Below are 13,693 nucleotides of genomic sequence, written 5' to 3'. Positions count from 1 at the left end.
GCTTTTGTATTTAGACGTCCAAACCGTTGTCTAGGCGATCTTTTCAGCATAATACGGTAAAAGCTTTTCGGGGGTCGGTCCCCCTGCTGCCCAGTCAAGCAATTGCACCGTATGCACAACTTTCAACGCATCGGTTTCAAGCTGCACCATGCAGCCGATATTGCCCGTCGCAACCAGATCCGGTGCCGTGTTTCTGATATTGCCAAGTTTGCGGTCGCGCAGTTTGCCCGCGATTTCAGGCTGCAACAGGTTATAAACCCCTGCCGACCCGCAGCATAAATGCCCTTCGGCAATTTCAAGCACCTCGTACCCGGCCTTTTTCAGAAGGTCGCGCGGTTCACGAATGATCTTCTGACCATGCTGCATCGAACATGCCGAATGATAGGCAACCCGCGCCCCGCCATGAGTCGCCCCGGCAAAACGATCCGCCGGGACATCAATCCCTGCCAGATATTCGGTCACATCACAGGCAAGGTCGGAAATTTTGGCCGCTTTCGCCGCGTAATTCCGATCATGGCGCAACATGTGCCCGTAATCCTTGACCGTTGTGCCACATCCCGATGCTGTAATGACAATCGCATCAAGCCCCTCGCCCGCAAGTTCCCGGCTCCAGGCATCAATGTTGGCTTTGGCCTGTTGATGGGATTGCGCTTCCTTTCCCATATGATGGACAAGCGACCCGCAACAACCCGCCCCTTGGGCCACAACGATTTCGATGCCAAGGCGTGTCAGTAAACGAACGGTTGCCTCGTTTATCTCGGTCTCAAGAACCTGTTGCGCACAGCCGGTCAGGATGGCGACCCGGCCTTTGCGTTGACCAATTGCCGGGATCACCTGCGGCTTGTCGACCCAGCTTGGCGGCGGCATATGGCGCGCCCCCATTTTGACCATGCCCTTCAGACGGCCCGGCAAAAACCGTGCGAATGGCGATGCCAGTTTCGCCCCGATCAGCGAAAGCCTGAAAAGCGTCGGGTTTGGCACGACAATCGATAAAATCCGGCGCAACCATTTATCCGCAAACGGCCGGTCATAGGTTTCTTCGATATGGGCGCGCGCATTGTCGATCAGATGCATGTAATCGACACCCGACGGGCATGTCGTTGTGCAGGACAGGCACGACAGGCACCGATCAAGATGTTTGACCACCTTTTCCGTCGCCGGTTTATCGTTTTCCAGCATGTCCTTGATCAGGTAAATCCGCCCGCGCGGACTATCAAGTTCATCCCCCAAGGTCACAAAAGTCGGGCATGTCGCGGTACAGAACCCGCAATGCACACATTTCCGCAGGATCTGTTCACTTTCGGCAATTGCCGGGTGGGCAAGCTGGGCGGCGGTAAAGTTCGTTTGCATTACGCGTTCCCCCGCTTGGCAATCATGTGTCCGATCCGGCCCGGATTAAGGATACCTTCAGGGTCAAAATTCTCGCGGATTCTCGCATTGATCCGCGCCAAAGCCGCGTCCTCGGCATGGAAAACCGGCACCTGATTTCTAATATCTTCGGGCGCGCGCACCAGAACTGCCCGCGCATCGTAGGACACGGCAATGTCGCGCACTTTATCGGCCATCGCATCACCCCCGGCCAATTGAAGCCAGATTTGCGCCCCGGCCCAATCCATCATGATCTTCCCGCCGGTTTCGTCGGCCAGTTTCGCAGCAATCGCACCGCCAGATGCCGGTGGCCCGGAAACACGCCATAGCAATCCGATCCCCCCTGCAAACGGGACAACATCGGCAACCGCCTGCCAGAACGCGTTGCTGTTGGCGCTATGAAGTTCTTCACTGGCACCGATATCGGCCAGAAGCTTACGCAATGCCTCGCACCGCCAGGCAACCGAGGGTGCAGGACCTTCAACGCGCAGCGCGACAATACCGGCCCCGATGCCTGTCACAATGTCCAGACCAAGTTTTACAACCTGTTCCCGCGCAATCCATGCGGCGGCCGAAACCTCGTTCTCGCTGCCCAGGGCACGCGTCATGGCACTGCCTGCAATTTGCATATCGTCACAGGCGATCAGAACGGTTCGGGTTTTCTCGTCGCGCGGCATGACTTTCATGGTGATGGTATGCATCACGCCAAGCGTGCCAAACGATCCCGCCATCAGCTTTGACAGATCAAACCCGGTTACGTTCTTCATGACCCGTCCACCGGATTTAAAATCCTCGGCCCGGCCGCTGATGGCTTCAAATCCCAAAAGATGATCGCGTGCCGCACCGACCTTGATCCGGCGCGGTCCCGAAAGATTGGACGCAATCAGTCCGCCAATCGTTCCGGCATGATCCGCAACACCATCGGCGAGCAACCCCGGAAAATTTCCGGGTTCAAAATGGAATTGCTGGTTCTTATCGCGCAGCAATGCGTGAATTTCGGCAAGAGACGTGCCCGCCCGCACAGAAACCACCAGTTCTTCCGGTTCATAAAACATGACCCCGGTCAATTTCGACAGGTCCAGAACATGGTCGGCTGCTACCGCATGCCCATATGTTTTCTTGCTGCCCGATCCAATGATTTCAAGCGGGTTTTTTGAACCAAGCGCCCAACTGATGGCCTCACGCAATTGTTCGGGCGTGGTGGGGGATATGACTTCCGTCATTGCGGTTTCTCTCTTCCTCTCCTGATCCTTGCCAACCGGTTGGTGGGAACCGGTGGCAGGATTATTTTTCTTCTCGTCTCTCGTTCCGGCCTAAAAGCGCGGGATATCCGGGAATTTGTTAGCGACTTCGCGCGCATGCAGGGTTTTAAGTTCGCCACAGCCATGCAAGGTCGGGAAAACCTTGCCGGGATTAAGCAATTCATCCTCGTCAAACGCCAGCTTCAGGCGCTCCTGATGTTTCATGTCATCTTCGGTGAACATTTCAGGCATCAGATCGCGTTTTTCGACGCCAATCCCGTGCTCGCCCGACAAAACCCCGCCGACCTCGACACATAGTTTCAGGATATCGGCACCAAATGCTTCGGCCCGTTCCAGTTCGCCGGACTGATTGGCATCAAACATGATCAGCGGATGCAGATTGCCGTCGCCTGCATGAAAAACATTGGCAACCCGCAACCCGTGGCGTTGCGACAAAACCTGCATCCCGGTCAGGACTTCGGCCAGACGTCGGCGCGGGATGGTGCCATCCATACAGATATAATCGGGCGAAATACGGCCAATCGCCGGAAAGGCATTCTTGCGCCCCGACCAGAACAGCAGCCTTTCATCCTCGCTTTCGGAAATACGCGAATAAACCGCACCGCATTCCCCGGCAATCGCACCGACACGTTCGATCAGATAATCGACCTCGACCTTTGGCCCATCGAGCTCGACAAGCAGCAACGCCTCGACATCAAGCGGATAACCCGCATGCACGAAATCCTCGGTCGCCTTGATGGCCGGGGCGTCCATCATTTCAAGACCACCCGGAATGATCCCGTCGGCAATGATCCGGGCAACGCAATTGCCACCTTCTTCGCTGCTGTTAAAGCCAAGCAGAAGCGCGCGCGCCGTTTCAGGCTTTCGCAGAATGCGCACCGTGACTTCGGTTACAATGCCCAGCAACCCCTCGGACCCGGTAATCACCCCCAAAAGGTCATAGCCCGACTGATCCAGTCCCTTACCCCCGATCCGAAGGATTTCGCCTTCGATCGTGACCATTTCAACACCAAGGACATTGTTGGTGGTTAGTCCGTATTTCAGGGAATGCACACCGCCCGAATTTTCCGCGATATTGCCGCCAATCGAACAGGCGATCTGGCTGGACGGGTCCGGGGCGTAATAAAACCCCTTATGTTCGACCGCGCGCGTGATCCCAAGATTGGTCACACCGGGCTGCACGACGACCGCCCGATTGTCCCAGTCGATATCCAGCACGCGGTTGAATTTCATCATGCTGATCGTGATCGCATCCGCCATCGGCAACGCCCCGCCCGAAAGGCCGGTGCCCGCCCCGCGTGGAACGACACGAATTTTGTGGGTATGGCAATATTTCAGAATGGCCGCGACCTGCCCGGTATTTTCGGGCAGGACCACGATCATCGGAAGCTGGCGATAGGCCATCAACCCGTCGCATTCATAGGGCCTGAGCCGGTCTTCATCGACGATAACCCCGCCTTCGTTCGGAACGATGTCCCGCATGGCGGCGATGATATCCTTGCGACGTGCAAGGGTCGATTGATCCGGCTCAGGCATCCTAAGCATGCGACGTTTACTCCCTTAATTCGATCAGCAGATCCTTGCTGTCGACCTGTGTACCGGCGGGGGCATGAATGGTTGCCACGACCCCGTCCCTTTCCGCATGAACCGCGGTTTCCATTTTCATCGCCTCAAGCGAACACATCACATCGCCCGCCTTGACCTTCTGGCCTTCGGCAACATGGACCTCGACGACAAGGCCCGGCATCGGGGCCGCGATATGAAGCTGGTTACCATCCTCGGCCTTTGGTTTGACCTTGCCGGTGGCGGCCAATGTCTTGTCGGCAACCTTGACTGTCCGGGGCTGGCCGTTCAGTTCAAAGAACACGGTCCGATTACCTTCCTCGTCCCCGCCTTCGGAGGTCGCGAGATAGCGGATCACAAGCGTCTTGCCCTTTTCCAGATCGACGGAAATCTCGTCATTCTGGCTCATGCCATAGAAGAAGATCGGGGTCGGCAGGATCGAGACATCGGCGTTGTGACTACGATGTTCGGCATATTCAAGGAACACCTTGGGATACATCACATAGGATGCAACCTCGGCATCACTGATGCTGCGATGGGTTTTCTTTTCGATTTCCTTGCGGGTTGCTTCGAAATCAATCGGGGCCATGGATTTACCCGGCCGATCCGAAAGGGCTTCTGCCCCCTTCAGCACCTTGCGCTGAAGGGCTGGCGGGAAGCCACCAACCGGTTGACCGATTTCACCACGGAAGAACGAAATGACACTATCGGGGAATGCGATGTCCTTTTTCGGGTCCAGCACATCCTTTTCGGTAATGCCCGACGTCACCATCGTCAGCGCCATGTCACCGACAACTTTCGAACTTGGCGTCACCTTGACGACATCGCCAAACATCCTGTTGACTGCGGCATAAGCTTTGGACACTTCCGGCCAGCGTTCCTCGATACCAAGGGAACGTGCCTGTTGGCGCAGGTTGGTATATTGGCCGCCGGGCATTTCATGGACATAAACATCCGATGTACCGCTGCGGATATCGCTTTCAAATCCGGCATAATACCGCCGGACCTGTTCCCAATAGGTCGAAACTTCTTTAAGCGCCTCGGTATTAAGCCCCGGATCACGTGGTTGCCCGATATAGTTATTGGCAATCGAACCAAGGTTTGGCTGCGATGTCAGGCCCGACATCGAATCCATGGCTGCATCCACCGCATCCACCCCGGCATCAATCGCGGCAATCACGGTGGCCGCCGAAATGCCGCTGGTATCGTGGGTATGGAAATGGATCGGAATATTGACCGTATCCTTCAACGCCTTGATCAGGGTCGTTGCCGCCGCCGGACGCAGAACCCCCGCCATATCCTTAAGCCCCAGGATATGCGCACCGGATGCCTCAAGCTCCCGGGCCATTTTGACATAGTAATCAAGGTTATATTTCGGGCGTTTCTCGTCAAAGATATCGCCCGTATAGCAAATGGTTGCTTCGCACAGCTTGTCGGTTTTCAGAACCGCATCCATGGCAACCTTCATGTTTTCGACCCAGTTCAGGGAATCGAACACACGGAAAACATCCATGCCGTGTTCTGCCGCCTGCTTGACGAAATATTCGACCGCATTGTCGGGATAGTTGGTGTAACCGACCGCATTCGACGCCCGCAACAGCATCTGTGTCAGGATATTGGGAACCCGTTCACGCAGTTTGACCAGACGATCCCACGGATCTTCCTTAAGGAACCGCATCGCGACGTCAAACGTCGCCCCGCCCCAGCATTCCAGCGAAAACAGTTCCGGCAGCCCATGCGCATAATAAGGCGCGATTTCAAGCATATCGAAGGTTCGCATCCGGGTCGCCAGCAACGACTGATGCGCATCACGCATCGTGGTGTCGGTGATCAGAACGCGTTTCTGATCCTTCATCCAGCGTGAAAAGCCCTCGGCCCCCAACTGGTCAAGCTTCTGCTTGGTGCCCGGGCGGATTTCACCCAGATCAATCGATTTCGGCATCACCGGCGCATGCAGGTTTGTCGGCACGACCCGGCCTTCGACCTCCGGGTTACCGTTGACCGTAACCTCGCCAATGAAACGCAGCAAACGGGTCGCGCGGTCGCGACGGCGCACGAATTTGAACAGTTCGGGCGTTTCATCAATAAACCGCGTGGTATATTCACCGGCCCTGAATTTCGGATGATTGATCAGGTTTTCAAGGAAGGCCAGGTTGGTCGCAACACCGCGAATACGAAACTCGCGAAGGGCGCGGTCCATACGGTCGACCGCTTCGCGCGGGGTACTTCCCCATGCGGTGACCTTTTCCAGCATGCTGTCATAAAACGGGGTGATCACCGCCCCGGAATAGGCCGTGCCACCATCCAGACGGATGCCAAAACCGTTGGCCCCGCGATACACCTTGATGATCCCGTAATCGGGCACAAAGCTGTTTTCAGGGTTTTCCGTCGTGATGCGGCACTGAAGCGCATGATCACGCAGCTTGATCTTGTCCTGCCACGGAATACCGGTTTCCGACGGAAAACCGATGCGCCCCCCCTGCGCAACAAGGATTTGCGCCTTCACAAGGTCAAATCCGGTCACGCATTCCGTCACGGTATGTTCGACCTGGATGCGGGGATTGACCTCGATGAAGTAAAACTTGGATGTATCAACATCCATCAGGAATTCGACGGTCCCCGCATTGACGTAATTCGCGGCCTTCCCCAGACGAAGGGCTGCTTCGCAAAGTTCCTTGCGTTGTTCTTCGTCAAGGTAGGGGGCGGGTGCGCGTTCAACGACCTTCTGGTTGCGGCGCTGAACCGAACAGTCGCGTTCAAACAGATGCACCAGAGTGCCATGCGTATCACCCAGAAGCTGGACTTCGACATGGCGGGCGCGACGGATCAGTTTTTCAAAATAAACCTCGTCATTGCCAAATGCAGCGGCGGCTTCGCGCTTGGCGGCCAGAACCTGCTTGGAAAGATCCTTGGAATTCTCGATGACGCGCATCCCGCGGCCACCACCGCCCCAACTGGCCTTCAGCATGATCGGATAACCGACCTGATCGGCGATGCGGGTAACTTCATTCATATCGTCAGGCAATGCACCCGATGCCGGCATTACGGGCACACCGGCACTTTCTGCCAGATTACGCGCGGCAACCTTGTTGCCCAATGTCCGCATGACTTCGGAATCAGGACCGATAAACGTTATTCCGGCCTCGGCACAGGCGTCGGCAAAATCGGGGTTCTCAGACAGAAACCCATAGCCCGGGTGAATGGCATCAACACCGGCTTCGCGGGCAACACGCAGGATATCCTCGATATCAAGATAGGCCCGAATGGGTTTGTTGCCCTTGCCAACGGTGTAACTTTCGTCGGCCTTGAACCTGTGCAGGGCAAAACGGTCTTCGTCGGAAAAGATGGCAACTGTGCGAATGCCAAGCTCGTTGGCGGCACGCAGAACACGAATCGCGATTTCACCGCGGTTCGCGACCAGAAGTTTACGGATACGCTTTGGTGCAGAACGCGTCATGGACACCGGGCTCCTACCAGATTTGTAGGGCAGGTGCGTCCCTGTGCGCCCCTGCCGAAAACCAAGAGAAACGCCACGATATGATCCCGGATTGCGTTGCGGTGCGGGATGCCTGCAACGCCATACCATCTGTGGCGATAAAGGATGTCTGTCACGTTAAAACGCGTGCAGCGCATCCAGGGTTCCTGGCGCCCGGTGGGCAGGCGACGTGTCTGATATATGCGCAATGCGCTGCCTCTGTCAAAGCATGATCTTCGAAATTGGTAATACCAATTTCACTTTATCGCAGCCAGTGTCTTTTCACCATGTGGAAAATCGCGCCCGCGCCTAATGCAACCCAAAGGTTCGAAACCTGTGATCAGGCGCAGACTTTTCGTGCTTTTGTGATATTGTCCGGCCCGAAAATTCTTCCTGTATCCGAGACTGTTGTGCCCATGCGGAAAATCAATCTTCGACTAAAGTTTTTGCTGCTGTCGATCCTGCCACTGGTTCTGGCCGCTGCGGCAATATCGTATCTGGTATTTGCACAGGCCGAACGACTGGCCGAAGCAGAAATCAGAACGTTCGAACGCAACATTCTCGAAGCCCGCAAGGAAGAGCTTAAAAGCTATCTTGAACTCGCCCTTGCTTCGATAGATCACATTTATTCGGTCGCAAGCCCGCTGGATGCCGTTTCCAAGGAACGGGTCAAAAGCATCATCGAAGACCTGTCCTATGGCGAGGATGGCTATTTCTTTATCTATGACCGCGATGGTACGGCCCTTGTCGACCCGCCACAGCCATGGCGTCTGGGGCGCACATATTGGAACCTGCGCGATTTGAACGGAAATTCCGTCATTCAGGCGCTGATTTTCAATGCCGAAAAAGGTGGTGGTTTCCTGCGCCATGTCTGGGAAAAACCGTCAACCGGCGAACCCGCCGAAAAAATCGCCTATTCCCTGATGCTTGAAAAATGGGGCTGGATGATCGGTACCGGGATTTATATCGATGACATTTCCGAACAGGTGAAGGAAATCGAGACCGAGGTATCATCCCATATCCGTGACACGACAATATCGATTGTCGGCATCACCATTCTGGCGGTTTTGCTGGTCGGCATTTCGGGCACCGTCGTCACCCTTTCGGAACGCAAACTTGCTGATTCGAAGCTAAAGGAACTGACCCATCGGGTTGTTGATGTTCAGGAACAGGAGCGATTGCGGGTGTCGCGCGAATTGCATGACGGCATCAGCCAGATTCTTGTTTCCGTCAAATATTCGGTCGAAACCGCAATCGCACGCCTGGGACCGGAAAAGAATGCAGCAACCGAACCTATGGAAAAGGCCGCCAAGCGATTGCAGGATGCCATCCACGAAGTCCGTCGCATATCGCGCGACCTGCGTCCGGCCGTGCTTGATGATCTTGGCCTGCGCCCGGCGATTGAAAGCATGTGCAAGGAACTGGCAGACCGGTCCGACATGCAGATTGATGTCAAATCGGACAATATCGATGTGGTTCTCGATATCGCAAAGAAAACGACGCTCTATCGCGTCTTGCAGGAAACCCTGACCAATATCGAACGTCACGCCGATGCCACGCATATCAAGGTCACGATCCGCCGCGAAGGTCAAAGTGTCGTGATGAAAATCATCGATAACGGTGTCGGATTTGAAACCAACCGGTATATTCGCAACCGTGATCCGCGTGCGGGGATCGGCCTTCGCAATATGCGCGAACGCATGGAATTCCATGGTGGGGGCATGACCGTCAAATCCGAACCGGACGATGGAACAACCATAACTGCCTATATTCCGGTTTCGCGTGATAATGATCTACCCGTCACCGTCATCAGCGGCTAAGGTGGCAACAGATGTTTCGGCCCAGATGTTTCAGCAATGTGACAGAGAACTGAATTGACCATGAGCAGCGCAAATACCCCCTATTCGCCCAACCGTCCCATTCGTGTTTTGCTGTGCGACGACCATGCGCTGGTCATGGATGGCATTCGTTCGCGTCTTGAATGCTATGACCATATCGATATCGTCGGCGAGGCTGGAAACGGCATGGAAGCCCTGTCGCTGGCCGGAAATGTCAAACCCGACATCGTTCTGATGGATATCTCGATGCCGGTCATGAACGGGCTGGAAGCCGCCGAAAAATTCCGCGAAACCATGCCCGACATCAAGGTCATCATCCTGACCATGCATGAGAATCCGGAATATCTTCGTACCGCCCGACTGGCAGGTGCGCGCGGCTTTATACTGAAAGATGTATCGTCAAACGACATGGTGCGCGCGATCGAGGCAATTGCAAATGGCGGCGAAGCTTACAGTCCGACATTTGATCGCATCAGCAACACCGAAGGCGTGCCTGACGATGGCATGCCGCTGACCACACGGGAACGCACCGTCTTGCGGCTTCTGGCCAAAGGTGCCAGCAACAAACATGTCGCCCGCGAACTTGATATCAGTGTGCGTACCGTGGAAACCCATCGCCGCAACATCAAGCGTAAGCTCGACATCGACAGCTCCGCCGGCCTCGTGCGTTATGCGATAGAAAAGGGCCTTGTCACCCTGGACAGCACCGCCTGACGGCACGCCCGAAAAAGTCGTACTATTGTGATGTTTTTCACCTTTTGATCGCTATTAGGTTGAATTTACAAACCAATAGGGTAGATTGCTCAAAGATTTAGAGTGCTTCCATTTAACAGCCTGCGGCGACCGATCCTGCATCTGTCCCGTTCCGTCAGGGGGTTTTGTGAATTACTCCGCGCTGCAATCAACCATGCCAGACATGTTGCGCTGCCGCCGATGCGGCGTCCGGCAACTTGCGCTTTTCAACGATCTGACGGATGACGATTTCAAACTGGTTCATCTGCCGATTGAGGACATGGCAATTGCCAAACGCGCGATCCTTTACAATGCCGGGGACACTGCAAACGCGCTCTTCACCTTGCGCAGCGGTCTGATCAAATTGACGCATTATCTGGCCGATGGTTCACAACGGGTTGTGCGCCTCGTCCGCCCCGGTGGCACAATCGGCCTTGAAGCCCTCGTCAGCGACAGCTTTGCCCATCACGCCGAAGCCCTTCAGGACAGCGCGTTATGCCGGATTCCGGTTGCGGTTGTTGAAAAACTTGATCGCGAAAGCCCCCATTTACACAAACAGTTGCTCACACGCTGGCATCAGGCGGTAATGGAATCAGATAACTGGTTGACCCAGATGTCGACCGGATCTGCCCGGGAACGGGTTGCACGGCTGTGCCTTTATCTGTGTGATCATGCGGATGACAGTTGCGTTCTGCCCGGTCGGGAAGATATTGGCGCAATGTTGGGTATCACCACCGAAACCGCCAGCAGGATCATCGCCGAATTTCGCCGAAACGGTCATCTAAACCCGCGCTGCCGTTCGGAATTCGATCTTGATGTCAAAGCACTTCAGGTCGTCGCCGGACTTGGTCACGAAGCAGCCTGATCAGATTGTGCAAAATCCGTCAGCGCATTGCATCGGGCAATGTTGTCTGGAATGCCGAATTTGGCCCGCACGCCTTCGATAGCCGTTCATATTCATCCGGGGTATCTATCGCGCGATGGTCTTCGCGCCGCGCAAGATCGATGGCGCGCAAACGGCGTTTGAAATCCTGTCCATACTGGTTCAGTAACCGCCGTTGCAGGCGTTGCACCTCGCCCGCACCAACCGGTCGCATGGCGGCAAAGTCCGCCATGATTTCGGAGACCATGGCATCAAGTTCCCGCTGGATATCCTGCTCCATATGCTGATTGATCTGCACATGCTGCCCTTCATGGGCATAAACCACATCATACTCACATGTGCCGCGTTCAAGCTCGGACGCGACATACACCAGATGCTTGATCACTTCGACTTCTGGACTGATCCGGATCGGATACAGACAGAATGCCCCAACTCCAACCTCGACCGGCTCAAGGCGCATGTCAAACCGCGCCTGAAGTTCATATTCGGTCAGGCCGGTCACCATATAGCGACTGCCCTGATTGGCCCGGTTGTTAAGCCAGCGAACAGACCGATGACGATCCAGCATCGGATCCTGATTGATAAATGACAGGCTTGCAACAGGCGCACGCGCGACCGCGCAACTGTTTTGCTGTGACTGCGCAGAACCACTCACCATAAAAAGCAGAAACAACACGAACAGTCCGCATAATGTGCCCATGCCCCACGTATTCAATAGGGTCGTTTCGGTACGTTTCGCGCTTTGAACTGCCATATAATCGATACGTTAATTCGGTCTGACCGGTTTGATCAATCCGTCCCTAACTGTGTTTGACATGGGCAGCGCAATCAACGCAAAGCGGTGTGGTCGGGTCAAATTCCAGGCGCTTCTTCTCGATTTCTTCGCCACAATTGTGGCAGAAGCCGTAATCGGCATGCTCGATCCGGGCCAGCGTCTTTTCGATGCGATCAAGTTCGGCAGCACGACGACGCTCCTGTTCCAGATGCATTTGCTGATCCTGAAGCGCATCCATCCGTGACAGGCGGCCGACGGCCTGCTGATCAAGCTCGACCGGCTTTCGATAATCTTCCGAATGATTTGAATGGGCATTTATATCCGCGCGTCGGTCTTCAAGTCGCTGACGCAAGAATGCAATGTCAATATCGCTACGCTCAGACATTCTGGTCCCTCACCGATTTGTTGCCGCCATAAAACATATATATGGGTAGCAACCGATGCATTTCGCCAAGGGGGGATACGAATTTGTTCCACCCCGGCATTCAGCCTTGCCTAGCCACAGTTTCCGCAGGCATCCAACAGCTTCTCCATCGCCGCCTCCGCTTCGTCATCATCGAGTTTTTCGGCCTTCATCTTTTTCTGGATCTTGCAGCACAGTGCAGGACCATCGGCAAAGGCATGGTCTGTCCAGAACGGAATATCGGTGCCGAAATATCCAATCTGATCAAGGAACGACACACCATAATAATACGCCGCCCCGACCGAATTATAAAAAGTCGGGTCATCGATGAATCCGCCATCCGGCGTCATGGATTTGGTCAGACACCAGTCCATGATCGTGGAAATATCGGCTGATGCCAATTTCTGGCTATCGCTGTCGACTTCCGCCCAGCCAAGGTCAAAGATTTTGGCAACGTCATAATTGTTGTGATTGTTGAAGTCACCATTGTGCTTCCAGCCAAACGGATAGGCATCATCACGGATCGCCAGTGTCGTTTTGAAAATAGCGGGCCAAAGCCCGACCTTGCCATGCTGATACGAAATATTGTGGAACGTCAGGCTAAGGTCCGGGCTTTTCAGAATATCGCCCGTATCTGTTTCAAACCAGCCGCCCCAATATCCCGATTGCGCGTCCTGCCAATCATCCAGCCAGCTTTTATAAACTGCGATATAATCGTCGCTAAGATCGAAACCTTTGACATACTGGCGGAAATAATCGCGGATTTCGCTTTTGAAGCACATTTCCGACAAGGCGGCACTGACCGCGCCCAATGCATCGCGGCGATCCAGACCATCGGCAAAAATCCGTGATGTTTTCTGACTGTCCAGCCAGGCAACAAGATCGGCGGGTTTGGCAATCGGCGACAGAAAAGTCAGCGGATAATCCGGTGCAATCCCCTCGTCTGCCAGCGCGTTGATCGCATCGATCATCGCATCCACCTTCAGGAACCACTGGTCATAGCATGGTCCCCAGGAACCATCGCTTGCCACCTGTTCCTCGGCCCAGTCCTGATCCTTGTTTTTCAGCGATTTTTCAAACTGGGCTATCTTCTTTTCCAGCCCATCCCAGTCAGCGGTATAAAGCAGCAACCACTTGCACTCGATCATATACTGATCGGACGCGGCCATGCTGTTGCCGGTCTGCTGGGCCGCAATCAGTTTTTCTTCCAGCGGGGCAAGCTTGTCGGCATAGGCACCTTTTCTATCGGAATAGTCCGGATCAAAAGCACTGAACTGCTGCTCTATCAAGGAATTGAAATCTGTCACGCTGGCCCCCTGTCATCGGTGTGTTCGACGACTTAAAACAGGTGCCGCCCGAAATGCAAAGTGAAACAGAAACAAAGATCAGAAACG

Annotated in this window: 10 protein-coding genes; 3 read left to right on the top strand and 7 right to left on the bottom strand. The window is 54.8% G+C overall.

All coding sequences use genetic code 11. From position 1 onward, the window contains the following. Positions 1–30: 30 nt before the first annotated feature. The 4 genes from glcF to SMB34_RS00370 all read right to left on the bottom strand — a co-directional run bounded on the left by glcF (position 31) and on the right by SMB34_RS00370 (position 7,650). A complete protein-coding gene (glcF, locus tag SMB34_RS00385; RefSeq protein ID WP_007091657.1) occupies positions 31–1,350 on the bottom strand; it encodes a glycolate oxidase subunit GlcF in 1,320 nt (439 codons plus the stop codon). Then, the gene (gene glcE, locus SMB34_RS00380) at positions 1,350–2,591 is read right to left on the bottom strand and encodes a glycolate oxidase subunit GlcE (RefSeq protein WP_037987061.1); all 1,242 of its coding nucleotides are present in this window, start codon (positions 2,589–2,591) and stop codon (positions 1,350–1,352) included. The genes glcF and glcE overlap by 1 nt, the downstream gene beginning before the upstream one ends. Positions 2,592–2,681: 90 nt before the next feature. Next, entirely contained in the window at positions 2,682–4,166 is a 1,485-nt protein-coding gene (locus SMB34_RS00375) for an FAD-linked oxidase C-terminal domain-containing protein (protein ID WP_037987060.1), read from the bottom strand. 16 nt (positions 4,167–4,182) lie between these two features. Then, positions 4,183–7,650, bottom strand: coding sequence for a pyruvate carboxylase (locus tag SMB34_RS00370; protein WP_037987058.1), 3,468 nt, complete (start codon positions 7,648–7,650; stop codon positions 4,183–4,185). A gap of 434 nt (positions 7,651–8,084) precedes the next feature. Here SMB34_RS00370 and SMB34_RS00365 point away from each other — a divergent pair, with 434 nt between their 5' ends. The 3 genes from SMB34_RS00365 (at position 8,085) to SMB34_RS00355 (ending at position 11,103) form a co-directional block, all read left to right on the top strand. Next, the gene (locus tag SMB34_RS00365; protein WP_037987450.1) at positions 8,085–9,488 is read left to right on the top strand and encodes a cache domain-containing protein; all 1,404 of its coding nucleotides are present in this window, start codon (positions 8,085–8,087) and stop codon (positions 9,486–9,488) included. Positions 9,489–9,548: 60 nt separating this feature from the next. After that, positions 9,549–10,220: a response regulator gene (locus SMB34_RS00360; RefSeq protein ID WP_007091662.1), complete on the top strand. Its 672-nt coding sequence runs from the start codon at positions 9,549–9,551 to the stop codon at positions 10,218–10,220. Positions 10,221–10,386: 166 nt separating this feature from the next. Further along, the gene (locus tag SMB34_RS00355; protein WP_240478711.1) at positions 10,387–11,103 is read left to right on the top strand and encodes a Crp/Fnr family transcriptional regulator; all 717 of its coding nucleotides are present in this window, start codon (positions 10,387–10,389) and stop codon (positions 11,101–11,103) included. 19 nt (positions 11,104–11,122) lie between these two features. Here SMB34_RS00355 and SMB34_RS00350 read toward each other — a convergent pair whose 3' ends face one another. The 3 genes from SMB34_RS00350 to SMB34_RS00340 all read right to left on the bottom strand — a co-directional run bounded on the left by SMB34_RS00350 (position 11,123) and on the right by SMB34_RS00340 (position 13,606). After that, a complete protein-coding gene (locus SMB34_RS00350; protein WP_240478710.1) occupies positions 11,123–11,797 on the bottom strand; it encodes a hypothetical protein in 675 nt (224 codons plus the stop codon). Between the two features lie 124 nt (positions 11,798–11,921). Beyond that, positions 11,922–12,281, bottom strand: coding sequence for a TraR/DksA family transcriptional regulator (locus SMB34_RS00345; RefSeq protein WP_037987050.1), 360 nt, complete (start codon positions 12,279–12,281; stop codon positions 11,922–11,924). Between the two features lie 110 nt (positions 12,282–12,391). Then, a complete protein-coding gene (locus tag SMB34_RS00340; protein WP_037987047.1) occupies positions 12,392–13,606 on the bottom strand; it encodes a hypothetical protein in 1,215 nt (404 codons plus the stop codon). Between the last annotated feature and the right edge of the window lie 87 nt (positions 13,607–13,693).

Source organism: Thalassospira permensis NBRC 106175, from assembly GCF_000714555.1.
Classification (GTDB): domain Bacteria; phylum Pseudomonadota; class Alphaproteobacteria; order Rhodospirillales; family Thalassospiraceae; genus Thalassospira; species Thalassospira xiamenensis.
The sequence above is the reverse complement of the archived record's forward strand: the minus strand, read 5'-3'. Positions and strand labels throughout refer to the sequence as shown.